Annotated in this window: 23 protein-coding genes; 9 read left to right on the forward strand and 14 right to left on the reverse strand. The window is 55.1% G+C overall.

The genetic code is table 11. From position 1 onward, the window contains the following. Window positions 1-87 precede the first annotated feature (87 nt). The 5 genes from H650_RS10640 to H650_RS10660 form a co-directional block, all read right to left on the reverse strand. Window positions 88-2,271 (reverse strand): YgiQ family radical SAM protein, encoded by a 2,184-nt coding sequence (locus tag H650_RS10640; protein WP_020455268.1) that lies wholly within the window; start codon window positions 2,269-2,271, stop codon window positions 88-90. Between the two features lie 121 nt (window positions 2,272-2,392). Then, window positions 2,393-3,805, reverse strand: coding sequence for a cell division protein FtsP (ftsP, locus tag H650_RS10645; RefSeq protein ID WP_020455269.1), 1,413 nt, complete (start codon window positions 3,803-3,805; stop codon window positions 2,393-2,395). 71 nt (window positions 3,806-3,876) lie between these two features. Beyond that, a complete protein-coding gene (gene plsC, locus H650_RS10650) occupies window positions 3,877-4,614 on the reverse strand; it encodes a 1-acylglycerol-3-phosphate O-acyltransferase (RefSeq protein ID WP_020455270.1) in 738 nt (245 codons plus the stop codon). Window positions 4,615-4,856: 242 nt separating this feature from the next. Next, on the reverse strand, window positions 4,857-7,115 hold the full coding sequence (gene parC, locus H650_RS10655; protein WP_020455271.1) for a DNA topoisomerase IV subunit A: 2,259 nt from the start codon (window positions 7,113-7,115) through the stop codon (window positions 4,857-4,859). Between the two features lie 118 nt (window positions 7,116-7,233). Continuing rightward, window positions 7,234-7,623 carry a YgiW/YdeI family stress tolerance OB fold protein gene (locus tag H650_RS10660; RefSeq protein ID WP_020455272.1) on the reverse strand — a complete coding sequence of 130 codons (390 nt, stop codon included), beginning with the start codon at window positions 7,621-7,623 and terminating at the stop codon, window positions 7,234-7,236. 144 nt (window positions 7,624-7,767) lie between these two features. Here H650_RS10660 and qseB point away from each other — a divergent pair, with 144 nt between their 5' ends. The 4 genes from qseB (at window position 7,768) to H650_RS10680 (ending at window position 10,808) form a co-directional block, all read left to right on the forward strand. After that, window positions 7,768-8,427 carry a quorum sensing response regulator transcription factor QseB gene (qseB, locus tag H650_RS10665; protein WP_020455273.1) on the forward strand — a complete coding sequence of 220 codons (660 nt, stop codon included), beginning with the start codon at window positions 7,768-7,770 and terminating at the stop codon, window positions 8,425-8,427. Continuing rightward, window positions 8,424-9,770, forward strand: a complete 1,347-nt coding sequence (qseC, locus tag H650_RS10670) for a quorum sensing histidine kinase QseC (protein ID WP_020455274.1) — start codon at window positions 8,424-8,426, stop codon at window positions 9,768-9,770. Before qseB ends, qseC begins: the two co-directional genes overlap by 4 nt. Window positions 9,771-9,877: 107 nt before the next feature. Beyond that, window positions 9,878-10,459, forward strand: coding sequence for an NAD(P)H-dependent oxidoreductase (locus tag H650_RS10675; protein ID WP_020455275.1), 582 nt, complete (start codon window positions 9,878-9,880; stop codon window positions 10,457-10,459). A 34-nt stretch (window positions 10,460-10,493) separates the two neighbouring features. Beyond that, window positions 10,494-10,808, forward strand: coding sequence for a putative quinol monooxygenase (locus tag H650_RS10680; protein ID WP_020455276.1), 315 nt, complete (start codon window positions 10,494-10,496; stop codon window positions 10,806-10,808). 39 nt (window positions 10,809-10,847) lie between these two features. Here the strand turns inward: H650_RS10680 and H650_RS10685 are convergent, their stop codons facing one another. The 3 genes from H650_RS10685 to H650_RS10695 are packed head-to-tail and all read right to left on the reverse strand — an operon-like array spanning window position 10,848 to window position 15,229. Beyond that, entirely contained in the window at window positions 10,848-12,038 is a 1,191-nt protein-coding gene (locus H650_RS10685) for a glycoside hydrolase family 88 protein (RefSeq protein ID WP_020455277.1), read from the reverse strand. A 46-nt stretch (window positions 12,039-12,084) separates the two neighbouring features. Next, window positions 12,085-13,344, reverse strand: a complete 1,260-nt coding sequence (locus H650_RS10690) for an oligosaccharide MFS transporter (RefSeq protein WP_020455278.1) — start codon at window positions 13,342-13,344, stop codon at window positions 12,085-12,087. A gap of 58 nt (window positions 13,345-13,402) precedes the next feature. Continuing rightward, window positions 13,403-15,229 carry a DUF2264 domain-containing protein gene (locus H650_RS10695; protein WP_020455279.1) on the reverse strand — a complete coding sequence of 609 codons (1,827 nt, stop codon included), beginning with the start codon at window positions 15,227-15,229 and terminating at the stop codon, window positions 13,403-13,405. A 165-nt stretch (window positions 15,230-15,394) separates the two neighbouring features. On the opposite strand from H650_RS10695, the gene H650_RS10700 reads away from it, so the two are divergent. Further along, on the forward strand, window positions 15,395-16,267 hold the full coding sequence (locus H650_RS10700; protein WP_020455280.1) for a helix-turn-helix transcriptional regulator: 873 nt from the start codon (window positions 15,395-15,397) through the stop codon (window positions 16,265-16,267). Window positions 16,268-16,322: 55 nt separating this feature from the next. Continuing rightward, window positions 16,323-16,445, forward strand: coding sequence for a hypothetical protein (locus H650_RS26060; RefSeq protein WP_020455281.1), 123 nt, complete (start codon window positions 16,323-16,325; stop codon window positions 16,443-16,445). An 81-nt stretch (window positions 16,446-16,526) separates the two neighbouring features. On the opposite strand, the gene parE is transcribed toward H650_RS26060, so the two are convergent. Genes parE through nudF form a run of 5 tightly spaced genes read right to left on the reverse strand, consistent with a single transcriptional unit; the run spans window position 16,527 to window position 20,939 of the window. Then, the gene (parE, locus tag H650_RS10705; protein WP_020455282.1) at window positions 16,527-18,419 is read right to left on the reverse strand and encodes a DNA topoisomerase IV subunit B; all 1,893 of its coding nucleotides are present in this window, start codon (window positions 18,417-18,419) and stop codon (window positions 16,527-16,529) included. Between the two features lie 41 nt (window positions 18,420-18,460). Further along, on the reverse strand, window positions 18,461-19,036 hold the full coding sequence (gene yqiA / locus H650_RS10710) for an esterase YqiA (protein ID WP_020455283.1): 576 nt from the start codon (window positions 19,034-19,036) through the stop codon (window positions 18,461-18,463). Then, the gene (gene cpdA / locus H650_RS10715; protein ID WP_044489489.1) at window positions 19,036-19,863 is read right to left on the reverse strand and encodes a 3',5'-cyclic-AMP phosphodiesterase; all 828 of its coding nucleotides are present in this window, start codon (window positions 19,861-19,863) and stop codon (window positions 19,036-19,038) included. The genes yqiA and cpdA overlap by 1 nt, the downstream gene beginning before the upstream one ends. A 24-nt stretch (window positions 19,864-19,887) precedes the next feature. After that, window positions 19,888-20,310 (reverse strand): DUF1249 family protein, encoded by a 423-nt coding sequence (locus H650_RS10720; RefSeq protein ID WP_020455285.1) that lies wholly within the window; start codon window positions 20,308-20,310, stop codon window positions 19,888-19,890. Continuing rightward, window positions 20,307-20,939, reverse strand: coding sequence for an ADP-ribose diphosphatase (nudF, locus tag H650_RS10725; RefSeq protein WP_020455286.1), 633 nt, complete (start codon window positions 20,937-20,939; stop codon window positions 20,307-20,309). Before nudF ends, H650_RS10720 begins: the two co-directional genes overlap by 4 nt. 206 nt (window positions 20,940-21,145) lie before the next feature. On the opposite strand from nudF, the gene tolC reads away from it, so the two are divergent. The 3 genes from tolC to H650_RS10740 all read left to right on the forward strand — a co-directional run bounded on the left by tolC (window position 21,146) and on the right by H650_RS10740 (window position 24,553). Then, the gene (gene tolC, locus H650_RS10730) at window positions 21,146-22,576 is read left to right on the forward strand and encodes an outer membrane channel protein TolC (RefSeq protein WP_020455287.1); all 1,431 of its coding nucleotides are present in this window, start codon (window positions 21,146-21,148) and stop codon (window positions 22,574-22,576) included. Window positions 22,577-22,718: 142 nt separating this feature from the next. Beyond that, entirely contained in the window at window positions 22,719-23,387 is a 669-nt protein-coding gene (locus tag H650_RS10735; RefSeq protein ID WP_020455288.1) for a DUF1190 family protein, read from the forward strand. 5 nt (window positions 23,388-23,392) lie between these two features. Continuing rightward, window positions 23,393-24,553, forward strand: coding sequence for a glutathionylspermidine synthase family protein (locus H650_RS10740; RefSeq protein WP_020455289.1), 1,161 nt, complete (start codon window positions 23,393-23,395; stop codon window positions 24,551-24,553). 38 nt (window positions 24,554-24,591) lie between these two features. Here the strand turns inward: H650_RS10740 and H650_RS10745 are convergent, their stop codons facing one another. Beyond that, the gene (locus H650_RS10745) at window positions 24,592-25,878 is read right to left on the reverse strand and encodes a TRAP transporter large permease (RefSeq protein ID WP_020455290.1); all 1,287 of its coding nucleotides are present in this window, start codon (window positions 25,876-25,878) and stop codon (window positions 24,592-24,594) included. Window positions 25,879-25,907: the final 29 nt, after the last annotated feature.

The following is a 25,907-nucleotide window of genomic DNA, read 5'->3' on the forward strand; positions in this document are numbered from 1 at the left end:
TTTTCTAAAAGGCCATAACGCTGTCGTTGTGGCCTTTTTGTTTAAAGAAAATAAAAATCCCGGCATCTCGCCGGGATTTTTATATGCTTAGCGCACGCGGGAGGCTTTTTTCTTCGCTGGCGCAGCGCCAGTGTTTTTGCCGTTGCTGCGCTGATGCACAATCGGCGTGTGCTTGGTTAGTGCCGGGCGCGACTGGCGATTCTGGCGACGCGCTTCGCGCATTTCATCAAGCGTAGGCGCCGGCACCAGGCATTCACGGCGCGAACCAATCAGGTGCTTTTTACCCATCGCTTCCAGTGCCTGGCGCAGCAGCGGCCAGTTGGCCGGATCGTGATAACGCAGCAGCGCTTTATGCAGACGGCGCTGTTTATCCCCTTTCGGCACCACCACTTCTTCGCTCTTGTAATCGATCTTCGACAGCGGGTTTTTCCCGGTGTAATACATGGTCGTCGAGTTAGCCAGCGGCGACGGATAGAAGTTCTGCACCTGGTCTAAGCGGAAGCGATGACGCTTGAGCCACAGCGCCAGGTTCACCATATCTTCATCGCGCGTGCCGGGGTGCGCAGAGATAAAGTACGGGATCAGATACTGCTCTTTACCCGCCTCTTTAGAATAGGTGTCGAACAGCTGTTTAAAGCGATCGTAGCTGCCCATTCCCGGTTTCATCATCTTCGACAGCGGCCCCTCTTCGGTATGCTCCGGGGCAATCTTCAGATAACCACCAACGTGATGCGTCGCCAGCTCTTTCACATAGCGCGGATCTTCCACCGCCAGATCGTAACGCACACCGGAAGCGATGAGGATCTTCTTGATGCCTTTCAGATCGCGGGCACGACGATAGAGATCGATCGTCGGCTGGTGGTTCGTGTCCATGTGCGGGCAGATATCCGGGTAAACGCAGGAGAGACGACGGCACGTCTGCTCGGCGCGCGGTGATTTACAGCGCAGCATATACATGTTGGCGGTTGGCCCGCCAAGATCGGAGATAACGCCGGTAAAACCGGGCACCGTGTCGCGAATCGCTTCGATTTCGTTGATGATGGAATCTTCGGAACGGCTCTGGATAATGCGCCCTTCATGCTCGGTGATCGAACAGAAAGAACACCCCCCAAAGCAGCCGCGCATGATGTTAATCGAGAAGCGGATCATCTCGTAAGCCGGGATACGGCTGTTACCGTATGCCGGATGCGGCACGCGCTTATAAGGCAGCGCAAAAACGCTGTCCATCTCTTCGGTTGAGAGCGGAATCGCTGGCGGGTTGATCCAGATGTAACGGTCGCCGTGCTTTTGCATCAGCGCACGGGCGCAGCCAGGGTTCGTTTCGTGGTGCAGAATGCGTGACGCGTGCGCGTAGAGCACTTTATCGGCTTTCACCTTCTCAAAAGAAGGCAGCAGCACGTAGGTTTTTTCCCACGGTTTCGGGCGCGGCGGCTGAACGGTAACACGTTTTGCTTCCTGCCCTTTCGGTTCTACCGGTTTGTTATCGGCACACGGCAGATCGTCGCCGTACGGATGTGGGATCGGATCGATTTTGCCCGGCGTATCAAGGCGCGTGGAATCAACGCCGCTCCAGCCCGGCAGCGCTTCTTTGACGATGATCGCGGTGTTACGCACGTCGCGGATTTCACCGATCGGTTCACCGGCAGCGAGGCGATGCGCCACTTCCACCAGCGGGCGCTCGCCGTTACCAAACATCAGCATGTCAGCTTTGGCATCGATCAGCACCGATCGACGCACGGTATCGGACCAGTAATCGTAATGCGCGGTACGGCGCAGGCTGGCCTCGATGCCGCCGAGGATCACCGGCACATCTTTCCACGCTTCTTTACAGCGCTGGGTATAAACCAGCGTCGCGCGATCCGGACGTTTACCGGCGACGTTATCCGGCGTGTAAGCGTCGTCATGGCGCAGCTTACGATCGGCGGTGTAGCGGTTGATCATCGAGTCCATGTTGCCAGCGGTCACGCCGAAGAACAGGTTCGGTTTACCGAGGCGCATAAAGTCGTCTTTGCTGTTCCAGTCCGGCTGGGCGATGATGCCAACGCGAAAGCCCTGCGCTTCCAGCATACGGCCGCAAATCGCCATGCCGAAACTCGGGTGGTCGACGTAAGCATCCCCCGTCACCAGAATGATGTCGCAGCTATCCCAGCCAAGTTGATCCATCTCTTCGCGCGACATTGGCAAAAACGGCGCGGGGCCGAAGCAGGCCGCCCAGTACTGGGGCCATGAGAAAAGGTCACGATCCGGTTGGATCAGGGATATTGCGCTCATCTTGCTTCCAAAGGTGGTAAAAAAATCATCAAAGGGCGGCGATTATACGCCGTAAACTTGCATGAAATGAAGGAGGATTTTGTCAAGGCCTGATAAGCGCGCAGCCACCAGGCCTGCTCAGTTATGGCGCGGGGTTCACCAGCAGTTGCCCCATCGAACCGCGATCGGCCATTTCCAGCGTCTGGCTGTGATACTGGAACGGGAAGTGCGGCCACGAAGGCTGACCAAACCACACCAGCAACTCAACCTGCCCATCAATCCAGACCGTATCTTTCCAGCCCCGATCTTCCGGGAAAGGCATCGCGCCATTCACGTTACGCACCAGGAACATGACGCCTTCAATATGGAACGACTGCGGCATCTCCGCACGCACCGTCCAGCGCTCCCAGGTGCCCTGCTGGGCGGTAATATCGATACGCTGCGTATCCCACAGCTGGCCGTTAATGCCCGGATCGCTGCCCAGGGTAATGTCGCGGTTGCGGGTTGGCGTACCGGCCTGAATGTCGGACGGCAACAGGCGCATCGGCAGCGTGTCGGTGACCAGCGGCAGCAGGCCGGTCGGTCGCAGCGTCAATACCAGCGTGGAGATCAAAATGCTCGACGGCTCAAAGAAGCCGCGCAGGCGGTCCATAATGCTCGCCGCTTCACCGCAGGTGATCGACACTTCATCGCCATTGGTCATATCCACCAGCACTTCGCGCCGCTCACCCGGTGCCAGCGAAAGCTGTTTAACCGAAACAGGCGCGGGTAAAAAACCCTGATCGCCGGCGATCACATGCAGTGCTCGACCATCGCTCATTTGCAATTGATAACGGCGGGAGTTTGAGGCATTTAACAGACGCAGACGCACCCAGCCGCGAGAGACTTCGACATACGGGCTTTGCGCACCGTTGACCATCAGCGTATCACCGACAAATCCACCGCTGCCCGGCTCGCTGTATTCCGGCGTGCCGAAATTATCCAGCCGTTTGTCCTGAATAATGACCGGGAAATCATCCACGCCGTAGTGCTTAGGAATCGGTAGTGATTTGCTGATCTCATCTTCGACCAGCCACATTCCGGCCAGGCCGTTATACACCTGCAGCGCGGTACGGTTCGGCGTATTGGCGTGATACCACAGCGTCCCCGCGCTCTGGCGGATCGGCAGTACCGGCGCCCAGTCGTTATTGGCGGTCATCATACGCGCCGCGCCGCCGATAAGCGGGCCTGGCACCTGCAAACCGCTCACGGTCATTGCCACGTTTTCCGCCAGCCGGTTGCTATAAATCAGCTTAACGTCATCGCCGTTCCAGACGCGGATCGTCGGCCCGAGATAACGCCCGTTAATGCCGGAAACCTGCGCCCGCGTGCCGGTGGCAAAAGACCAGTGCGCGCGTTGTAAGGTCATAAACAGCGGCTGACCGCGCCGGGATTCCAGCAGCGGAGGAATGGGTAACGGCGGTTGCGGCCCGGCAGCATTTGCCCTCAGCGGCACCGCGCCTGCACAAAGCGCAACCCCGGATGCCTGAAGAAACTGACGCCGACTGAGTGACATATTTGCTCCGTGTAAAACTGACTCAATGCGCCGGAGGTTTTCGCTCCTCCGGTGTTGCGAAATAAAACAGGTTAAACCCGGCCGGTTGCTTCGCGTTCTGCAACTTCTTTATCGAGCTCTGCAATTTTTGCCGCCATCAGTTCGCGACAGTGCGTCGCCAGCTGGCGTACCTGATCTTTACCAAATTGCGAAACATCAACCGGCGGCAGCATCTCGACAATCACCAGCCCGTTGCGCAGGCGGTTAAGGTTAACTTTGTTTGCGTTGTTGGAAACACACACCGGAATGATTGGAACACCGGCGGCAATCGCCGCATGAAACGCGCCGGTTTTAAACGGCAGTAAACCGCGACCGCGGCTGCGGGTGCCTTCCGGGAACATCCAGATGGAAATATTGCGTTTCTGGATCTGTTTCACCACTTCGGCAATGGTGCCGTGCGCTTTTGCGCGGTTATCGCGATCGATGAGCAGGTTGCCAGTCAGCCAGTAAAGCTGCCCGAAGAACGGCACCCAGAGCAGGCTTTTCTTACCGACAGTGACCGTTGGCGGCAGCACAATACTGGAGGCGGTCACCATATCGTAGTTGCTCTGGTGGTTAGCAATATAGATAGCGTTGCCAAACTTTTCCGCGCCTGCCGGCAGACGGGTTTCGACTTTCAGACCAAAGACCGGCGCAAGGCGACCGAACATATGGCCGAAGGTAGCAACGTGTTTAGGATTACGCGGACTGAATAAACAATAGAGAGAGCCGAATACGCACACCAGAATGGAGTAGATGACGACAATAATGACGCGAAAAATGAATAGCATAACAAACCTCTGAAGCCCATACCTTTGAGCATTATATACACGCCAGCGCCATCACGCTGAAACTGGCTGTGTCGCCGTCGACCCGCAACGGGCCTGGGCTATTTTTTTAAAGGCCGCAGTAGGGTGTGCGGCCTTTAAAAAAACGTATTGTTAATCGCAATGCACGAATTAACAACGCTTTTACGGGAAATTTTCTCAGAAAGATCTCCCCACCGGGAAGGTGGGGAGCCTGGCGGCGAAGATTACTCTTCGCTGTCGCCCGCACCCGGGCGGGAAGGCGCGTCAATCTCGACGCGATCAATTTTTTGCAGGCCGCGCATCAGCGTACCGCGACGTCCGCGCTCGCCCTGCACTTTTTGCAGCTCTTCCGGACGCAGTTTGATTTTACGTTTGCCCACGTGGATGGTCAGCGTGCTTTGTGGCGGCAGCAAATAGAGATGCGCAAGATTATCTGCCCCTGTCGCCGCATCAGCGGAAGGGATACCGATAATCTTGTTGCCTTTACCTTTCGACAACTGCGGCAGCTCGTTGACCGGGAACATCAACATGCGGCCCGCCGCAGTAATCGCCAGCAGCATGTCGCTGTCGTTCTCGATCTCCAGCGGCGGCATCACTTTGGCGTTTTCCGGCAGGCTGATCAGCGTCTTACCGGCACGGTTACGCGCCACTAAGTCGTTGAAGGTACAAACGAAGCCATAACCCGCATCGGACGCCATCAGCAGTTTTTGGTCCTCGTTGCTCATCATCATATGCTCAACGGTCGCCCCCGGCGGCAGCGTCAGCTTACCGGTTAACGGCTCGCCCTGGCCGCGTGCGGAAGGCAGCGTAATCGGGTCGATGGCGTAGCTGCGCCCGGTGGTATCAATAAACACCACCGGCTGGTTGCTCTTGCCTTTCACAGAAGACTTCCAGCTATCGCCCGCTTTGTAGCTCAGCCCCTGCGCGTCAATGTCGTGGCCTTTGGCGCTGCGCACCCAGCCCATTTGCGACAGCACAATGGTCACCGGTTCAGACGGTTGCATATCGTGCTCGTTCATCGCTTTCGCTTCTTCGCGCTCGTGCAGCGGTGAACGACGATCGTCGCCAAATGCGTCGGCATCGGCTTGCAGCTCTTTTTTCAGCAGGTTGTTCATCTTGCGCTCAGAGGCCAGGATCGCCTGCAATTGATCGCGCTCTTTTGCAAGATCGTCCTGCTCGCCGCGGATCTTCATCTCTTCCAGTTTGGCGAGGTGGCGCAGTTTTAACTCAAGGATCGCTTCCGCCTGCGTTTCGCTGAGACCAAAGCGCGACATCAGCGCCGGTTTCGGCTCATCTTCCGTACGGATGATTTCGATCACTTCGTCGATATTGAGAAACGCCACCAGCAAACCTTCGAGGATATGCAGGCGCTTGAGCACTTTATCCAGCCGGTGATTCAGGCGGCGGCGCACGGTATCACGGCGAAACGCCAGCCACTCGGTGAGGATCTCCAGCAGGTTTTTCACCGCCGGGCGGCCATCCAGGCCGATCATGTTCAGGTTGATGCGGTAGCTTTTTTCCAGATCGGTGGTGGCGAACAGGTGGTTCATCACCTGTTCCATATCCACGCGGTTGGAGCGCGGCACAATCACCAGACGCGTCGGGTTTTCATGATCCGATTCGTCACGCAGATCGTCGACCATCGGCAGCTTTTTATTGCGCATCTGGCTGGCGATCTGCTCCAGTACGCGCGCGCCGGAAACCTGGTGCGGCAGCGCAGTAATGACCACTGCGCCATCCTCTTTTTTCCACACCGCGCGCATACGCACCGAACCGCGACCGTTCTGGTAGATTTTGCGAATCTCAGCGCGGGAGGTGATGATTTCCGCTTCGGTTGGGTAGTCCGGGCCCTGCACGATATCCAGCAGCTCATCGAGCGTGGTTTTCGGTTGTTCGATCAGGGTAATCGCCGCGTTGGCTACTTCACGCAGGTTATGCGGCGGAATATCCGTCGCCATCCCCACGGCAATACCGGTGGTACCGTTGAGCAGGATATTCGGCAGGCGGGCAGGCAGCATTTTCGGCTCCTGCATCGTGCCGTCGAAGTTCGGCACCCAGTCAACGGTGCCTTGTCCCAGTTCGCTCAGCAGCAGCTCGGCGTATTTGGAGAGACGGGATTCGGTGTAACGCATCGCCGCGAAGGACTTCGGATCGTCCGGCGCCCCCCAGTTGCCCTGGCCATCGACCAGCGGGTAACGGTAGGAGAACGGCTGCGCCATCAGCACCATCGCTTCATAGCAGGCGCTGTCGCCGTGCGGATGGTATTTACCCAGCACGTCACCCACGGTACGGGCGGATTTTTTGAACTTCGCGCTGGCGTTCAGCCCCAGTTCTGACATTGCGTAAACGATGCGACGCTGAACGGGTTTCAGGCCATCACCGATAAACGGCAACGCACGATCCATGATGACGTACATGGAGTAGTTCAGGTATGCGTTTTCCGTAAATTCATGCAGCGCAAGGCGCTCTGCCATATCGCTCATTAATCGTGATTCCTCAACGTATGCGCCCGCCTGTGCGGCGGCAATATTGCCGCAGATACTACCTTATCTGCGGCGAGGAGTCATAGCGATGAGCGATTTTTTCACGCGCGTTTAGCGCTTACTGAGTGACTTTGCGGATCTCTTTGACATCTATTTCTACCGAATTCCAGTCTTTATCGACTTCGCCCTGGATCTCTACCGTATCTTGTGGCCCAACGGTCACGCCGTTCCAGCGCTTGTGGTTGATATCGATATTGATGGTGCCAGTCGAATCTTTAAACAGGTAGGTATCATCAGAGATGCGCTCGACAATATTACCGCGCAGCGTCACCCAGGCGTCGTCGCGCAGTGATTTCGCGCTTTCAACAGTGGCTTTGCTGCCGTTCGGCCCGGTAAAACCGCCGCTCTGCGAGGTTGCGCCCGGCCCGGTGAAACCGCCCGTATTCGCCGCGAAAACGGGTGCGGAACAGAGTGTGAGAACAGCGACAAGTGCAGCAATCTTTTTCATGTTTTATCTCCCTTACGATGGTTAACGTCCATTTAACCCGTCACTCCTTAACGACTTCTTAACGGGAAAAAAGATTATTTTCCGCTGTACATTGTCGACCAGCAGCGGTTTTACTGCCAATAACACGGAGTGAAAGGAGGCAAAATGCGCATTTTACTGGTGGAAGATGACACGCTCATCGGTGACGGTTTAAAAGCCGGGCTGGGCAAAAAAGGCTTCAGCGTCGACTGGTTTACCGATGGCAAACAAGGCAAGGCCGCCCTGTTTAGCGCGCCTTATGATGCAGTGATCCTCGACTTAACGCTGCCCGGCATCGACGGGCTGGATATTCTGCGCGACTGGCGCGAGCAAAAGCGCGTGGAACCAGTGTTAATCCTCACCGCACGCGATGCCATCGACCAGCGCGTTGAAGGACTGCGGCTGGGCGCAGATGATTATCTGTGCAAACCGTTCGCGCTGGTTGAAGTGGCGGCAAGGCTCGAAGTGCTTATTCGCCGCCGCCACGGGCAGACGCACAGCGTGCTGCGCCATGGCAACGTCACGCTCGATCCCGGTAATCTGGTCGCCACGCTTGACGGCGAAACGCTGGCGCTAAAACCGAAAGAGTTCGCCCTGCTGGAACTGCTGCTGCGTAATGCCGGGCGCGTGCTGCCGCGTAAATTAATCGAAGAGAAACTCTATACCTGGGACGACGAGGTCACCAGCAACGCGGTGGAAGTGCATGTACACCATTTACGCCGCAAGCTCGGTACGGCGTTTATCCGCACCGTTCATGGCATCGGTTATACCCTGGGAGACGCATGAAACTGACCCGCCCGCTGAGTTTACGCCTGCGCCTGACGATGCTCTTTTTACTGCTCTCGATGGTCGCCTGGCTCAGCGCCAGTCTCGTTGCCTGGCAACAAACCCGCGATAAACTCGACAAACTGTTTGATACCCAGCAAACGCTATTTGCCAAACGGCTGAGCGTGATGGAGTTTGAGCCGCTGAAAAACGCCGCGCCGTCGCTCGGTAAAAAGAAGATCAAACACGGCCATCTGGATGATGACGCGCTGGCTTTCGCTATCTACTCGACTGACGGCAACATGCTGCTGAACGATGGCGAAAACGGCAAAGCGATCCCCTATAACTACCGAAGGGAAGGGTTTGAGAACGGACAGCTACGTGATGACGACGATCAATGGCGTTTTCTGTGGCTTACTGCGCCGAACGGGAAATTCCGTGTGGTGGTCGGCCAGGAGTGGGATTATCGCCACGAGATGGCGCTAGAGATCATCACCTCGCAGCTTACTCCGTGGCTTATCGCCCTGCCTCTGATGCTGGTGCTGTTAATCGTATTGCTGAGCCTGGAATTGCGGCCGCTGAAAAAACTGGCGCAGGCGCTGCGCTCACGGGCGCCGGATCGTGCCGATCCGCTCAGTAACGAGGGCGTTCCCAATGAAGTGCGCCCGTTGGTGGATGCGCTGAACCAACTCTTTGACCGCACGCACAGAATGATGCAGCGTGAACGCCGCTTTACGTCTGATGCCGCGCATGAGTTACGCAGCCCGCTGGCGGCGCTGAAAGTGCAAACCGAGGTCGCACAGCTTTCCGATGACGATCCCGCCGCACAGCAAAAAGCCCTTGCCCAGTTGCACGTGGGTATCGATCGCGCCACGCGTCTGGTGGATCAATTACTCACCCTTTCGCGGCTCGACTCGCTTGATGATCTCGACGATCTGCAAACGGTTTCTCTGGCGGAGCTACTGCAGTCGGCGGTAATGGAGATTTACCCGACAGCGCAGCAAGCAGGTATCGATATACGCCTGCATCTCAATGCCCCTGCTGTCAGCCGCCAGGCGCAACCGCTTTTGCTTAGCCTGCTGGTGCGTAATCTGCTGGATAATGCTCTTCGCTACAGCCCGCCAGGCAGCGTGGTCGATGTAACGCTGGACGACACCGCCTTTAGCGTTAGCGATAATGGCCCCGGTATTGACGATGAAGCGCTGGCGCGCATTGGCGAGCGTTTTTATCGCCCGCCGGGACAAACGCAAACCGGCAGTGGGCTGGGGTTATCAATTGTGCAACGCATTGCCCGCCTGCATCACCTGCGCGTCACGTTTGGCAATCATCCGCAAGGCGGTTTTATCGCGCACGTGAGCTGGTAGCGGCGTTTATTGCGGCTCAAGCAAAAGTCTTTGCACGTTTTGCCAATTTTTCCGCACCGTTGATACGGTTAAAATCGTGGTCAAACGCATTTAACCAAGGATTACTAATGAGCAATATCTTAATTATCAACGGTGCGAAGAAATTCGCGCACTCTAACGGTCAACTCAATGACACCCTGACCGAGGTCGCGGAAAGTTTTCTGCGCGACGCCGGGCATGATGTTAAAACCGTACGTACCGACGGCGATTACGACATCAAAGCGGAAGTGGAAAACTTCCTGTGGGCCGACACCATTATCTGGCAAATGCCAGGCTGGTGGATGGGCGCGCCGTGGACCGTTAAGAAATATATGGACGATGTGTTTACTGAAGGCCACGGTTCGCTGTATGCCAGCGACGGTCGCACGCGTTCTGACGCTTCGAAAAAATACGGTTCCGGCGGTTTGATTCAGGGCAAAACCTATATGCTGTCGCTGACCTGGAACGCGCCAATGGAAGCATTTACGGATAAAGAGCAGTTCTTCCACGGCGTCGGGGTTGACGGGGTTTATCTGCCATTCCATAAAGCGAACCAGTTCCTTGGCATGGAAGCGCTGCCGACTTTTATCGTTAACGACGTGATTAAAATGCCGGATGTGCCGCGCTATATCGCAGAATATCGCAAGCATCTCGGTGAGATTTTTGCTTAACTGTGAAGCTGGACTTATAGGGAGTAGGTTAATCATGTTGACAGTAATTGCAGAAATCCGTACCCGTCCAGGACAGCATCACCGCCAGGCGGTACTCGATGAGTTCGCGAAGATTGTGCCGGTCGTGTTGCAGGAAGCGGGTTGCCACGGCTACGCGCCGTTGGTCGATCACGTCGCAAATGTGAGTTTCCAGGCGACCGCGCCGGACTCGATCATGATGGTGGAACAGTGGGAAAGCGTGGCGCATCTTGAAGCGCACCTGCAAACACCGCATATGAAAGCGTGGAGCGAAGCGGTAAAAGGCGACGTGCTTGAGACGCATATCCGCATCCTGGAAGCGGGTCTCTAAGCGTTTGTCCCTCTCCGTTTAAAGAGAGGGACACTGCTTTTACCAGTAGAGTTTCCAGCTCTGCGAAAAACGCATCAGCGCTTCCACATAGAAGTAATCCCCCCAGCTACTACACTCATCAACGCCCTTATTGCTCGCCAGATGATATACGGAATGTTTCAGCAGCCCGTTAGTCGGTTCGTTTTTCCCCGCCAGATAGTGCTTATTAAGCGATGACATTATGCGCATTGCCCATTGCTGGTAGCGTTCTCTGTCCGGATCGGTAACGGGCAGATGCTTAACCAGCTCCAGTAGCCCGCAGACAGCAATCGCCGCCGATGACGAATCGCGCAGCGCGTCGGTGCCGACCAGCGCCAGATCCCAGTGGCACACCGCATCTTCCGGTAAACGGTTTAGAAAGTAGTTCGCCAGCCGTTTCGACAGCGCTACCATCGTTTGATCGCCGGTGTAGATAAAGCTCAGCAGAAAACCGTAAATCCCCCACGCCTGCCCGCGCGACCAGCAGGAATCATCCGCGTAGCCCTGCTGCGTATTGCCGTAACGCGGCGCACCGGTGTTGATATCCATATAGTACGTATGAAACGTGGAGGCATCTTCGCGAATCAGGTATTTCGCCGCCTGCCGCACATGGGCTTGCGCCGCATCGGCAAAGCGCCGATCCCCGGTCTGTTCAGTTGCCCAGTAGAGCAACGGCAGGTTCATATTGCAGTCGATGATCATCCGTCCGGCTTGTTCGGGATCGCGCAGATCGCCCCACGCCTGGATGATCTGCGCTTTGTGGTGGAAGCGTTCCAGCAGCGCTTCTGCCGCCAGCAGGGCGAAACCGCGCGCATCTCGATTGCCGGTCAGCCGCCAGCTTGCCACGCACGAAAGCGTATATAAGAAACCGAGATCGTGGGTGTTGGTGTCGCTGCGCCCGGCAATGCGCAGGCCGAACGAGCGCACATGGCGCTCTGCCAGCGCGCGGAACTGCTCATCACCACTCATTTCCCACGCCAGCCAAAGCTGCCCGGTCCAGAAACTGGTAGTCCACTCAACATTGTCGGTTAACGGGTAATAACCCTGCACGCAGGTTTCGGCGGGAAAGCGTTCACCGAATTCCGTTAAATGACGGCGAATCAGTTCAAGGGTATGGCTACGCGCCGAATCAAGTTCATCTTTAAAGACCTGCGCATCCACAGGTGCGCCGGGATAATCGCGTAACGTTTCCTCAACGATTTTACTTAACATATTTCGGTTCCTTTTTGGTGCGTAATTTAAAATAGCCGTTAACGCGCTAGTTATTTCCCGCGATATCCAGTGCGCGATGCTGACGCCATTTACTTTGGCAGGCCGATAACGTAAACAGCGAAATTAATGTGAAGGTCAGTGCCACGCAGCCCATAATAATATAGGTATTTTCAAAACCGATGCGGTCATACAAAATACCGGCTGGGGAAGAGACCACGACATTACCGACATATAACATTGCCTGGTAGCCTAATAAATACATGGTGGCATTAACGCGTTTATCGAAATGCTCAGCAATATATTTAAAGACTGACACCAGCAGCAGACAAATCTCAAGACCGTATAACGGTTTTAATACTGAAATAAGCAGATGCGATTCGCACAGTCCGGAAATAATCAACCGCGCACCCACCACCAGCCCGACAATCAATAATCCGCGTTTCGCGCCGATGAAATTCACAAACAGCGGGATCACCATATACATGACGAATTCCATGCCGGATTGCACCGTACCCAGATAACCAAACACGGCGTTGCCCTGATGAACATCATCAAAGAAGGTGACGAAATAGCGGGAGAACTGCTGCTCGGCGATAAACATCATCCACGCCACACCGGCGACATAGAGACAGAATGCCCAGAATTTGCGGTTACGCAGCAGAGCGTAGACATCCGCCGGGGCGATTTTCTCTTTGGTCAGCACCTCGCTGGCGTTGGCGGCGTTAACGTTGACTTTCAGGCTCAGCAGCACCGCCAGCATGATAAGCGACGCGACCGATCCCATGATGAAGTTATACGCCGGTGAGAGGTTAAACAGCAGGCCGGAGAACGAGGATGCCACCGCCCAACCGAGCGAGCCCCACATCCTGATTTGACCAAACTCCATACCGTTTAAGCGGCTGTAGCGGTCGGTATAAGATTCACAGGCGGCGACGCCCGCATACCAGGCAAAACTTAAATAGATAGCGCCAACAATAATGCCCAGCAGGGTATTTGAAATTAATAACGGCTGGTAAACGTAGATAAAAAAGGGTGCCATTAATGCCGACATCAGCACTACAAAATAGAGCAAATATTTGCTCATGCCGATTTTATCCAGAATGTAACCGTAAATCGGTTTTAAAATAACGGAAAAGATCCCGTTAATGGCAAATACCGTACCAATAAACGTGCCGCTAAGATTGGCTTTTTGCCCTAGCCAGATAGCCAGTAAGCCGATACTTGCCGACCAGGTAAAAAAATAGAGAAAGATAAAGCTACTGATTTTGTAATATTCGGCTTTATTATTTATCGCGATCTTTTCCATACTATCCTCGACGAAAGCATGTAGGGTTCAGAGTTTATAGCCCGGCCGTAGCCAGGAATTAAAAGGCAATAACAATATTATTTTTCTGCCCCGGCTTTTTAATCACCAGCGCCTGTTCTTCGATATTCAACTGCGGTAAGACAAAATCAAAAGCCTGCTCGGTAATAGCCGCCTGAACTGCACAGGCCAGCCACTGCCTGCCCGGCGCAATATTTCCACGCAGCAGCGGGATTGACGCGCAAGGAGAAAACATAATGCTACTGTTGGGCGGTGTGACTACGCTGTCGGCTTCACGCGGCGCGGTGGGAAGTAATTCGAAGATGCCGCTGACACCATTTTCCGCGCACACCAGGCTACCGCCCTGCTCGTTGCGATGCGGCGCTTTCAGCACCGCAAATCCACCCTCCACGCTTTGTAAATGACGGGCGGAATCAATGCGATGCACGCGCAGATGCCAGTCGCCGCACGGTATAAGCCAGCTTGCGATATGCACGTCTGACCATGGCGACCAGCGCGAGAAAATCGCCTGTTCTGTCACAACGACGTCGTCACACTCGCGGCGACCACGAAAATAGTTATCCCCGTCGCTGAGCAAAAGCATTGAGTCGCAAGCGGCGTGTTTAATTCCGTAGCGCCCGCGTTCAATGGTGAAACCAAAACGGCTTGAGTAGGCAAACTTAGTGTATTTCGCCTCGGTATTGACGTAATTGTTCAGCTCCAGTTGGCCGGCAGTGAGCATCCAGACATGCCGCGAGCGATCGCTGTGGACAATAATCTGTCCGGCAGGCGCCATCGTGCGCTGCGTGTTTAGCGCAGGTAGCGGCAGTTCTGGTGCTTGCCAGAAATCGTCTGATTGCGGCAGCGCCAGAATCAGGAAAACTTTCAGCGCCCAGTATGGTGAGCCCGGCGAATTGTAGTCTTCACACATCGCCAGGTTCGGGTAGGCGAAACCGAGCGTTAAAATACCGTCGCGATCGAAAATCGGCTGCTGTAACCACCAGCGCAAATGGCGCAGGATAATCCCTTTCACCACGCCAGGAGAAAACACCGCCAGCCCGGAAAAGGCAACCGCGCTCCAGAAAGCGACCATTGCGAAACGGTACGTCAGGCTGCGGCCAAAAGGCACGGATTCGCCCCCCGCCGCTGACATATAGATAAAATCTTCAGCAAAAAGCGTTGCCCGCTCGCGGAGTGTCGCCGCGCGCGCTGCATCGTCTTCCGCGTTCAGCGTGGCGTAAATCAGCCCGTAAAAATGGAATGCCATCGAGATGTAGTAATCTTTTGGTCGACCCGGGCCATCGGAATACCAACCGTCACCCAGGTAGTAAGCATCCATCATGCGAAAGCGACGTTCGATGGCTGCGGCATCCCAGGGTAATCCGGCGCGTTTAAAACCGAGCTGCACCATGATGGCGAAAAAATTCCAGTTGCTGTCGGGCATCTGCGCGTCGGTGATTTGGTTCAGCCACTGGTGCAGATTGCGGACATCAGCTTCGCTCATCAACGTTGTGAATTTACCGCCCAACAGCGCCAGCCCCAGACCATAAGCCGCCATCTCCACCAGCCGCTGATCGTAGGGTTCCGTTGCGCCCCAGTAGCCCGCGCTGTGTGGATCGACACCGCGTTTGATCGCTGCCAGATATTTGTGGCTGAACGGTTCTGCGTCGCCGCTGGCCATTAACGGAAACAGCCCCCACAACGCACGGGACAGCCCTTCCATTTCAGCAATCGCATCGCTGTAATGCGCGCTGGTGGCTCCCAGCGAGAAATGCGACGCTCCTTCAGGAAACTGTTTATCCAGCGCCGCCAGCATCTGCTTCAGCGCGCCGACCACATCGTCGCGGGATGACAATGGATTTGATGTTTTCACTTCCGCCGCCTGCATAGCGTTCTCTCCTTCATGGTGTGGCTGAAGGATAGTGAATGAACAACTGCCGGAAATGTTAGCTTTGTCACATCGGCACGCTTTGCCTGAACCCGCTGTTGAAAAAATTTAAAACGGTGGTTTATAAATGGACCCTGCGGGTTAAAAATTGAGATGGGTTGCACTATGACGACACCATTGCAGAACGAACGTCTTGAATTGATCACGTTAAACGATGCGGTGGTGTCGTTTAGCCGCCTGTTCGCCAATACCGTGCGTTATCACCACTGGCACCAGTGTCTGGAGGTGCTGTACGTTGAAGAGGGTTTTGGCGTGGTGATGGTTGATAACCGCCAGTACACCATGCGCCCTGGGCGGCTCTTTTTCTTTCCGCCTTTCACCATCCATAAAGTGATGGTGGATGAGCAAGCGCAGGCCATTTATCGGCGCACCATTATTCACGTTGATCACCATGCCGTGCTGCAAAACCTGCGCGCGTTCCCACACAATCACCAGCGTTTGCAGCATCTCGCTTTACGCGGTGGCGCGGCGGTGGTGATGGATGTCGCGGCTATTTACCCGCATATCGACCACCTGTTTAGCAGCTACGCCAGGCTTGCCGAAAACCACAGTCTGAATGGCGAACAGGTCGCCTGTTTGTTGCTTAATCTGTTGAGTATGTTGCCAGAAGATAAGCAGAAATTGCCGGATGAACGCAACGGCATTGCCACGCTGGTGATGTTCTGGCTGGAGGAGAATTACCGGCAGAAATTCAGTCTTGCGCAGCTGGCGCAGGAGTTAGGAAAATCCCGCAGCTATGTCTCGCGCCGTTTCCATTTTGAGACCGGCGAACCTATCCACCAGTATCTGAACACCTTGCGCTTGCGCAAAGCGTGCGACTTGCTACTACATAGCGCGCTGGCCATTCATCATATCGCCAGCGAAGTGGGGTTTTCCGATGTGACTTACTTTATCAGCGCGTTTAAGAAAGGCATTGGCGAAACGCCGCTGCAATACCGGAAAAATCGGGCTGACTGTCGGCGTAACGAGGGGGGTTAACGAAGCGGTAAATCAGTTCAACGACTTCTTGCCTCAACGTATTCAGCAAGCGTTAATGAAACTGTCGCAGTTGAAAACTGCACTGCCAGATGGGTTGCGCCACGCCAGCCCGGACGGCGGTCATGCGTTGGTGAATATCTATCGCGACGAGAAGAGCAACTATCCCAAACTGAACTGATGGTGAAAGTGGCTGCGTTGCAAACTTAACTGACTTACCCGACCCGCGCATTCGCGAGCCGGGCAAGCCTTCCAGACGGGATCAGGCTTCAATGTCCGCCATATCGCCTTTTTCCTGCAGCCAGTTGCGGCGATCTTCTGAACGCTTCTTCGCCAGCAACATATCCATCATCGCGTTGGTCTGCTGCTCGTCTTCGTCGTTAATGACCAATTGCACCAGGCGACGGGTATTCGGATCAAGCGTAGTTTCGCGCAACTGCATCGGGTTCATTTCGCCCAGCCCTTTAAAGCGCTGCACGTTCGGTTTGCCCTTTTTGCGTTTTAACTGCTCCAGCACACCGGTTTTTTCTTCTTCCGTGAGCGCGTAATAAACCTCTTTGCCAAGGTCGATACGGTACAACGGCGGCAGCGCCACGTAGACGTGGCCGTTTTTCACCACGGAGCGGAAGTGCTTCACGAACAATGCGCACAGCAAAGTAGCGATGTGCAGACCATCGGAGTCCGCATCCGCGAGAATACAGATCTTGCCGTAACGCAACTGGCTCAGATCGTCGCTGTCTGGATCGATGCCGATCGCCACCGAAATGTCGTGCACCTCCTGCGAGGCCAACACTTCATCCGAAGAGACTTCCCAGGTGTTCAGGATTTTACCTTTCAGCGGCATGATCGCCTGGTATTCACGATCGCGCGCCTGTTTGGCGGAGCCGCCCGCCGAGTCACCTTCCACGAGGAACAGTTCGGTGCGGTTCAGATCCTGCGCGGTGCAATCCGCCAGCTTGCCAGGCAACGCCGGGCCGCTGGTCAGCTTTTTACGCACCACTTTTTTGGCGGCGCGCATACGACGCTGGGCGCTGGAGATCGCCATCTCCGCCAGCAGTTCCGCCGTTTGAATATTCTGGTTCAACCACAGGCTGAATGCGTCTTTCACCACGCCAGAAACAAACGCGGCGCACTGACGGGAAGATAATCGCTCTTTGGTCTGCCCGGCGAATTGCGGATCCTGCATCTTCACTGACAGCACATAAGCGCAGCGATCCCAGATATCTTCCGCCGACAACTTCACGCCACGCGGCAGAATATTGCGGTATTCGCAAAACTCGCGCATCGCGTCCAGCAATCCCTGACGCAGACCGTTAACGTGCGTGCCGCCCTGCATGGTGGGGATCAGGTTGACGTAGCTTTCCGTCAGCAGCTCGCCGCCTTCCGGCAGCCACAGCAGCGCCCAATCCACCGCTTCCGTTTCAGCAGAGAAATTGCCGATAAACGGTTTCTCCGGCAGCGTCGGCAGGCCATTTACCGCTTCGCACAGATAATCGTTCAGGCCATCCTGGTAGCACCAGCGCTGCTCGGCGTTGTTCACCTCATCTTTAAAGGTGATCTCAACGCCCGGGCAAAGCACGGCTTTGGCTTTCAGCAGATGGGTCAAACGGGACACGGAAAAACGCGGGCTATCAAAGAAGGATTCGTCCGGCCAGAAATGCACGCTGGTGCCGGTATTGCGTTTACCGCAGGTGCCGATCACTTGCAGATCCTGCACTTTTTCACCGTTTTCAAACGCGATGCTGTAGACCTGGCCGTCACGCTTGACGGTCACTTCCACGCGGCGGGACAAGGCGTTAACCACCGAGATGCCGACGCCGTGCAAGCCACCAGAGAACTGGTAGTTTTTATTGGAAAATTTACCGCCCGCGTGCAGACGACAGAGGATCAGCTCAACGGCCGGAACGCCCTCTTCCGGGTGGATATCCACCGGCATACCGCGCCCGTCATCGATAACTTCCAGCGACTGATCGGCGTGCAGGATCACGTCCACGCGCTTAGCGTGGCCCGCCAGCGCTTCATCGACGCTGTTATCAATAACTTCCTGGCCCAGATGGTTAGGGCGCGTGGTATCGGTGTACATCCCCGGACGGCGGCGAACCGGCTCAAGCCCGGTGAGTACCTCTATGGCATCAGCGTTGTAGGATTGCGTCATGGTTTGTTCGTAGATAGTGACCGCATCGTTTCCCTGATGGCTCAATGCAGCCCAAGGAAATCGATAATCTGTGTGAAATGATTCTCAAAGCCCACAAAGGCATGGTTTCCGCCCTCTTCCACTGTCTGACGGCAGGCATCGTAATATGCCACCGCCTGGCGGTAATCCAGCACTTCGTCCCCGGTTTGTTGTAGCAGCCAGATTAAATCCGGCGCTTCGAGCGGGTCAACTTGCATCACTTTGAGCTCGTAAATATGGCGAGACTCTAGCACATATTGCTGCCCTGTGTAGGGGTTCTCGTTATTGCCAAGATAATCTGCCAGCAATTCAAATGGTCGCACCGCGGGATTCACCACCACCGCAGGCAACATGAAACATTGCGAAAGCCAGGTGGCGTAATAGCCGCCGAGCGAAGAGCCGACGATACCGAGCTGTTTTCCGCCCTGCGCCAGCACCAGTGATTCCAGCAATTCTGCCGCCGCAGCGGGATAAGGTGGCAGTTGCGGCACAATCACGTTGATCTCCGGGTGATGCTGCGCCAGCCATTGCGAAAGCAGCGTCGCCTTGGCGGAACGCGGCGAGCTGTTAAACCCGTGCAGATAAAGGAGCGTGGACATCAGTAACCTTCTGAAGCGGTATCCGGCCTGAACTGGGTGCTTTCCAGACGGCAAACTTCTGTGTGCAACGTTCCGTCCGGGTAGAGATCCAGCCAGCGCCAGCCGGGCGCGATGGTATCAAGCGTAAAGTTGGCGCAGTGCGGTTTAAACTGGACGCAGGTCGATGGCGTCGCCAGCAGACGGCGGCCGTTCCAGTCGAGATCCAGCTCCTGGTGAATATGCCCGCACAACAGATACCGCACCTGCGGAAAACGCTGTAGCACGTTATCCAGTTCACCCGCGTTACGCAGGCTGTGTTGATCGAGCCAACTGCAGCCGGAAGGGAGTGGATGATGATGGAGCAGCAATAAAGTGTGGCGCTGCGGGCTGTCGGTGAGTTTCTTCTCCAGCCAGTCAAGCTGGAACTCGCTCAATTCACCGTGCGGTACGCCAAACACCTGGCTGTCCAGCAGCAGAATTTGCCAGTGCTCGCCGACAAAAACGCGTTTCGCTGGCGAGATCCCCGCATCCTGCAGCGTGCTGTACATGGCGGGCTGGAAATCGTGGTTACCCGGCAGCCAAACACAAGGCGCGTCAAAGCTTGCGATGCCATCAGCGAAAAGCTGATAAGCCGCAGCGGTATGGTCCTGTGCCAGGTCGCCGGTGGCGACAATAAGATCGCATTCACGCTGCTGAGAGCGGATAGCCTCCAGTACCGCCTGATAGCTTTCCCAGGTATTCACCCCTAACAACGTTTCATGCTTTTCGGCAAACAGGTGAGAATCAGTTATTTGTAATACCCTCACTCTGGGCTCACCCGCCAGAGAGAGGTTTAACAGGCTTTCCAAATGGTGTCCTTAGGTTTCACGACGCTAACAAACCGGAATCGCCATTGCTCCATGTGCTAAACAGTAACGCAGCCAATCGGCCAAAAACTGGTTAATTTGATGCTTTTCGTCGCGTTGATGCAACTTTTTATTCGGATAATCATAACGCGCTTTGAAACGAAAGATCTGCTGACTCGAACACACTTCAGCCACCATCGCATCGTGATAAAGGCGCACCGTCATTGACGGCAAGCTCCAGTAACTAATTGATGGCGCGGTCTGTTCAATTTCCACAAGCGTAGTGTAGCGGGTGGACTCGACTATCGTTAACCGGTACTGCGCGTTGGTCACCTGATAGCTCACCGTTTCGCCCGCTGCGTCATTACGCGGCAGCAAGCGGCGCAGCTGGGCGAAATTGGTTTCGCACAGGCGCATCATTTCTGGGAAGTCAGGTGTATAACGCTTCATTTTTTCCACTCGTTTCGTAAGCTCTCATGATGCAGTTGCAGCCATTGCAGGGCAATGACAGACGCTGCGTTGTCGATTTTCCCCTCTTCTACCCACTGGTAAGCCTGTTCCCGGCTCACCACATGAACACGAATATCTTCGTTTTCATCCACCAGGCCATGAATACCCGAGGCCTGCGTGGCATCCACTTCGCCCACCAACACGGCGGAACGCTCGCTGGTGCCGCCAGGGCTTGCCAAATAACTCAACATTCTTTTCACACGACCAACGTGCAGACCGGCCTCTTCGATGGCTTCGCGACGCACAACATCTTCATCGCTTTCGCCCTCTTCAATCATGCCGGCCACCATTTCGAGTAACCATGGGGTTTCGCTGGTATCAAACGCCGCAATGCGGATCTGTTCGATCAGCACAACTTCGTCGCGCACTGGGTCAAAGGGTAGCAAGACTGCGGCATGACCGCGTTCAAAAATTTCACGGCGGACTTCACCGCTCATTTCGCCATTGAATAAACGGTGGCGAAAGCGGTATAGATCGAGCGAAAAAAAACCGCTATAGAGTGTTTCCCGTGCAATAATTTCTACATCGTTTTTTGTGAAAGTCACTGCGGATGTTACTGGCTTACTCATGGGCGGCGTCTCTTTTGAAATAATGACAAAACAGTTGATTTCAAGCCTGTATAGCTATCGTTTCAAGTGCTATGTGATAGATTGATGCATATTTACGCCGATGGCACGTTACGCCAAGCTGAAGCGGTGCCACTATCTGGTAGAATCGGCGATTATTTTTTCTAATTTAGACCAGCGCTAATACTGCTTCACAACAAGGAATGCAAATGAAGAAATTGCTCCCCCTCCTTATCGGCCTGAGCCTGACCGGCTTCAGCGCCATGAGCCAGGCAGAAAACCTGTTACAGGTTTATCAGCAGGCGCGTTTGAGCAACCCGGATCTGCGTAAATCCGCCGCTGACCGCGATGCTGCTTTTGAAAAGATTAACGAAGCGCGTAGCCCGTTACTGCCTCAGCTTGGTTTGGGTGCAGATTATGACTATTCCAATGGCTACCGTGACAGCAAAGGTGTCAATTCGAATGTCACCAGCGCTTCTCTGCAGTTAACGCAAACCATTTTTGATATGTCAAAATGGCGCGCCCTGACGCTGCAGGAAAAAACCGCCGGTATTCAGGACGTCACCTGGCAGACCGATCAGCAAACGTTGATTTTGAATACGGCCACCGCCTATTTCAATGTATTGAGCGCCATTGATACGCTTTCCTACACCGAAGCACAGAAACAGTCTATCTACCGCCAGTTGGATCAAACGACCCAACGCTTTAACGTTGGCCTGGTCGCCATCACCGACGTGCAAAACGCCCGCTCGCAGTACGATACCGTTCTGGCGAACGAAGTGACCGCGCGCAACAACCTCGACAACATGGTGGAAGCGCTGCGTCAGGTCACCGGGAATTACTACCCGCAACTGGCCTCGCTGAACGTCGACAACTTCAAGACCGATAAACCGCAAGCCGTTAATGCGCTGCTGAAGGAAGCGGAAAACCGTAACCTGACGCTGTTGCAGGCGCGTCTGAGCCAGGATCTGGCGCGCGAGCAAATTCGCCAGGCGCAGGATGGTCATTTGCCAACGCTGAATTTAACCGCCTCAACAGGTGTTTCTAACACCTCTTACAGCGGCTCCAAAAGCGCGCAAAACCCGGATGTTGACGCCGGCCAGAATAAAGTGGGTCTGAGCTTCTCCCTGCCGCTGTATCAGGGTGGCCAGGTGAGTTCGCAGGTCAAACAGGCGCAGTACAACTTTGTTGGCGCAAGCGAGCAACTGGAAAGCGCGCACCGCAACGTGGTGCAGACCGTGCGCTCCTCCTTTAACAACGTGAATGCCTCCATCAGCAGCATCAACGCCTACAAACAGGCAGTGGTTTCTGCCCAGAGCTCTCTGGATGCGATGGAAGCGGGTTACTCCGTGGGTACGCGCACTATCGTCGATGTGCTGGACGCGACCACCACGCTGTATAACGCCAAGCAACAGCTCTCAAGCGCACGTTACAATTACCTGATCAACCAGTTGAACATCAAAGCCGCGCTGGGTTCGTTGAACGAGCAGGATCTGCTGGCGCTGAACAGCACGCTGGGTAAACCGGTCGATACCTCGCCGGAAAGCGTCGCGCCTGAAAATGCGCAGCAGGCAGCCAGCGTTGATAACTTCAACGGCAACGCGCAACCTGCCGCCGCACGCACCAGCGTGAAACGTTAAGCAGTACTTTTCGACAACGGGGGCATCCAGCCCCCGTTTTTACGTAAGGCAACGTAAAGGCCTCCCCTCCTTGCTTTAACTTCCCTCCCTCATCCTCTATCCTGAGCGTTTACTCATGCCTTTGGGGTCCAGGAATATTACAATGAAACGGACAAAAAACATCCAACACGCGACGTTCCGCAAAAGCTGGAGCGCGCGCCATCTGACGCCTGTCGCGCTGGCGGTTACCGCCGTTTTTATGCTGGCGGGTTGTGAAAAAAGTGACGAGACAGTTTCCCTGTATCAAAACGCGGATGATTGCTCATCGGCGAACCCGGGGAAAAGCGCGGAATGTACCGCCGCATATAACAACGCGCTGAAAGAAGCCGAGCGTACCGCACCGAAATATGCCACGCGTGAAGATTGCGTTGCCGAGTTCGGTGAAGGTCAGTGCCAGGCAGCACCGGTGCAGGCTGGCGTAGCGCCGGAAAACCAGGCACAGGCGCAGTCCAGCGGCAGCTTCTGGATGCCGCTGATGGCCGGTTACATGATGGGCCGTATGATGGGTGGCGGCGCAGGCTTTGCGCAGCAGCCGCTGTTCAGCTCGCGTAACCCGGCCAGCCCGGCTTACGGTCAGTACACCGATGCTTCCGGTAAAGGCTATGGCGCAGCGCAGCCTGGCCGTACCATTAACGTGCCGAAAACGGCGATGGCACCGAAACCGGCGACCACTACCACGGTAACGCGCGGCGGCTTTGGTGAGTCTGTGGCGAAGCAGAACACCATGCAGCGTAGCGCCAGCGGTACAACCACCCGTTCAATGGGCGGCTAAGCGCCATGGAAAGAATCAGTATTACCGAGCGCCCGGACTGGCGCGAAAAAGCCACCGAGTACGGCTTCAACTTTCACACCATGTACGGCGAGCCGTACTGGTGTGAAGATGCCTATTACAAGCTGACGCTTGCACAGGTTGAAAAGCTGGAAGAGGTCACCGCAGAATTGCACCAGATGTGCCTGAAGGTGGTGGAGAAAGTCGTTGCCAGTGATGAGCTGATGGCGAAGTTTCGCATTCCTAAGCACACCTGGAGTTTTGTGCGCCAGTCATGGGCCACGCATCAGCCCTCTTTGTATTCGCGCCTCGATCTCGCCTGGGATGGCGTGGGCGAACCTAAGCTGCTGGAAAACAATGCTGATACGCCGACTTCGCTGTATGAAGCAGCGTTTTTTCAGTGGATCTGGCTGGAAGATCAGCTCAACGCCGGCAACCTGCCGCAAGGCAGCGATCAGTTCAATAGCCTGCAAGAGAAGCTGATTGAGCGCTTTGCCGAGCTGCGTGAGCAGCACGGTTTTCAGCTGCTGCACTTCACCTGCTGCCGCGATACGGTCGAAGATCGCGGTACGGTGCAATATTTGCAGGATTGTGCGGCAGAAGCAGAGCTGGCCTCCGAATTCCTTTATATCGAAGATATTGGTCTCGGGGAAAAAGGCCAGTTCACGGACTTGCAAGACCAGGTGATTGGTAACCTGTTTAAGCTCTATCCGTGGGAATATATGCTGCGCGAAATGTTCTCGACCAAGCTGGAAGACGCAGGCGTACGCTGGCTGGAACCCGCCTGGAAAAGCATTATTTCCAACAAGGCCCTGTTGCCGATGTTGTGGGAAATGTTCCCGGATCACCCGAACTTGCTGCCGGCTTATTTTGCCGAAGACGCGCACCCGGAGATGGAAAAATACGTTGTTAAACCTATTTTTTCCCGCGAAGGCGCTAATGTATCGATCATTGAAAATGGCAAAACGGTCGAAGCCGTTGAAGGGCCGTATGGCGAAGAAGGCATGATCGTGCAACAGTTCTGCCCGCTCCCCAAATTCGGCGACAGCTATACGCTGATTGGCAGCTGGCTTATCAACGATCAACCCGCCGGGATCGGCATTCGCGAAGATCGCGCATTGATAACGCAGGATCTCTCCCGCTTCTATCCGCATATCTTTGTGGAATAAGAGAAAACCCGGCAACGCAGGCCGGGTTTTTTATTGCCTTACAACACGCCAAACAGCTTCGGCAAGAACAGCGAGATCGCCGGAATATAGGTCACCAATAGCAATACAAGGAACAGGATCAGATAGAACGGCAACATCGCTTTTACCACCTGTTCGATCTTCTGCTTACTGACCGCACTGGCGACAAACAGCACCGATCCGACAGGCGGGGTGATCAATCCAATTCCCAGGTTCACCAGCATGATCATGCCAAAATGTACCGGATCGATGCCCAGTGCATTGGTCACCGGCAGCAGCACCGGCGTCAGGATCAAAATCAGCGGTGCCATATCCATCAGCGTGCCAAGCAACAGCAGCATGATGTTAATGCACATCAAAATAACGTATTTGTTATCCGAGATTTGGGTAAAGGCTTCCGTAATGCGAGCGGGCAACTGCATATAGGTCATTACCGCCCCGAACGCGGCCGCAAAGCCAATCAGGATCATCACGATCGTCACCGTTTTAACGGTGCGGTACATCAGTTTAGGCAGTTCCGACCATTTGTAATCGCGGTAAATAAACATGGTGACGAAAAAGGCCCACAGGCAGGCGATCGCCGCTGACTCTGTCGCAGTGAAAACCCCGGACAGAATGCCGCCCATGATGATCACCACAGTCATCAGCCCCCACAGCGTATCCACGAAGATCTTCAACGCCTGGCGAAACGGCACGCGCTCCCCTTTTGGATAGCCGCGTTTATGGGCGAATGCTACGCACATCACCATCAGTGTAAAACTGAGCAACAGCCCCGGCAGGATCCCGGCGATAAACAGCGCGGCAATAGAAACCGTACCGCCCGTCGCCAGCGAGTAGATCACCGAGTTATGGCTCGGCGGCGTTAAGATCGCCTGTACCGAGCCGCTGGCGGTGACCGCGGCGGCAAAATCACGCGGATACCCTTTTTTGTCCATTTCCGGGATCATCACCGAACCGATCGAGGCGGTATCTGCCACGGACGATCCGGAAATTGCGCCGAAAAATGTGGAAGCGACAATATTTACTAACGACAGCCCGCCGCGAATAAAGCCGACAAAGATATAGGCGAAATTTACCAACCGCCGGGCGATCCCCCCTTCGGCCATGATCGCGCCCGCGAGAATAAAAAACGGGATCGCCAGCAGCGAGAACTTATTCACGCCGTTCGTCAACTGGATCATCACCGCTTCCAGCGGAATATCGATATACCACGCGCCCAGCACCGCGCTAATGCCCACGGCGTAAGCCACCGGTACACCCACCGCCAGCATAATAGCCAGCGTAAAGAGCAGAATAAATGCATCCATAAACGTTCCTTACGGGATGTGATCGGGGA

It is taken from the genome of Enterobacter sp. R4-368 (assembly GCF_000410515.1).
In the GTDB taxonomy this organism is placed as follows: Bacteria; Pseudomonadota; Gammaproteobacteria; order Enterobacterales; family Enterobacteriaceae; genus Kosakonia.

Excerpts from the sequence above, each read along its gene's own strand:
- H650_RS10680 (WP_020455276.1), top strand. The coding sequence starts at position 10,494 with ATGTTGACAGTAATTGCAGAAATCCGTACCCGTCCAGGACAGCATCAC.
- parE (WP_020455282.1), bottom strand. The coding sequence starts at position 18,419 with ATGACGCAATCCTACAACGCTGATGCCATAGAGGTACTCACCGGGCTT.
- H650_RS10745 (WP_020455290.1), bottom strand. The coding sequence starts at position 25,878 with ATGGATGCATTTATTCTGCTCTTTACGCTGGCTATTATGCTGGCGGTG.
- H650_RS10700 (WP_020455280.1), top strand. The coding sequence starts at position 15,395 with ATGACGACACCATTGCAGAACGAACGTCTTGAATTGATCACGTTAAAC.
- tolC (WP_020455287.1), top strand. The coding sequence starts at position 21,146 with ATGAAGAAATTGCTCCCCCTCCTTATCGGCCTGAGCCTGACCGGCTTC.
- qseB (WP_020455273.1), top strand. The coding sequence starts at position 7,768 with ATGCGCATTTTACTGGTGGAAGATGACACGCTCATCGGTGACGGTTTA.
- parC (WP_020455271.1), bottom strand. The coding sequence starts at position 7,115 with ATGAGCGATATGGCAGAGCGCCTTGCGCTGCATGAATTTACGGAAAAC.
- H650_RS10695 (WP_020455279.1), bottom strand. The coding sequence starts at position 15,229 with ATGCAGGCGGCGGAAGTGAAAACATCAAATCCATTGTCATCCCGCGAC.
- H650_RS10720 (WP_020455285.1), bottom strand. The coding sequence starts at position 20,310 with ATGAAGCGTTATACACCTGACTTCCCAGAAATGATGCGCCTGTGCGAA.
- H650_RS10660 (WP_020455272.1), bottom strand. The coding sequence starts at position 7,623 with ATGAAAAAGATTGCTGCACTTGTCGCTGTTCTCACACTCTGTTCCGCA.
- ftsP (WP_020455269.1), bottom strand. The coding sequence starts at position 3,805 with ATGTCACTCAGTCGGCGTCAGTTTCTTCAGGCATCCGGGGTTGCGCTT.
- H650_RS10735 (WP_020455288.1), top strand. The coding sequence starts at position 22,719 with ATGAAACGGACAAAAAACATCCAACACGCGACGTTCCGCAAAAGCTGG.
- H650_RS10675 (WP_020455275.1), top strand. The coding sequence starts at position 9,878 with ATGAGCAATATCTTAATTATCAACGGTGCGAAGAAATTCGCGCACTCT.
- H650_RS10685 (WP_020455277.1), bottom strand. The coding sequence starts at position 12,038 with ATGTTAAGTAAAATCGTTGAGGAAACGTTACGCGATTATCCCGGCGCA.
- plsC (WP_020455270.1), bottom strand. The coding sequence starts at position 4,614 with ATGCTATTCATTTTTCGCGTCATTATTGTCGTCATCTACTCCATTCTG.
- yqiA (WP_020455283.1), bottom strand. The coding sequence starts at position 19,036 with ATGTCCACGCTCCTTTATCTGCACGGGTTTAACAGCTCGCCGCGTTCC.
- H650_RS10690 (WP_020455278.1), bottom strand. The coding sequence starts at position 13,344 with ATGGAAAAGATCGCGATAAATAATAAAGCCGAATATTACAAAATCAGT.
- nudF (WP_020455286.1), bottom strand. The coding sequence starts at position 20,939 with ATGAGTAAGCCAGTAACATCCGCAGTGACTTTCACAAAAAACGATGTA.
- H650_RS10640 (WP_020455268.1), bottom strand. The coding sequence starts at position 2,271 with ATGAGCGCAATATCCCTGATCCAACCGGATCGTGACCTTTTCTCATGG.
- H650_RS26060 (WP_020455281.1), top strand. The coding sequence starts at position 16,323 with ATGAAACTGTCGCAGTTGAAAACTGCACTGCCAGATGGGTTGCGCCAC.
- qseC (WP_020455274.1), top strand. The coding sequence starts at position 8,424 with ATGAAACTGACCCGCCCGCTGAGTTTACGCCTGCGCCTGACGATGCTC.
- H650_RS10740 (WP_020455289.1), top strand. The coding sequence starts at position 23,393 with ATGGAAAGAATCAGTATTACCGAGCGCCCGGACTGGCGCGAAAAAGCC.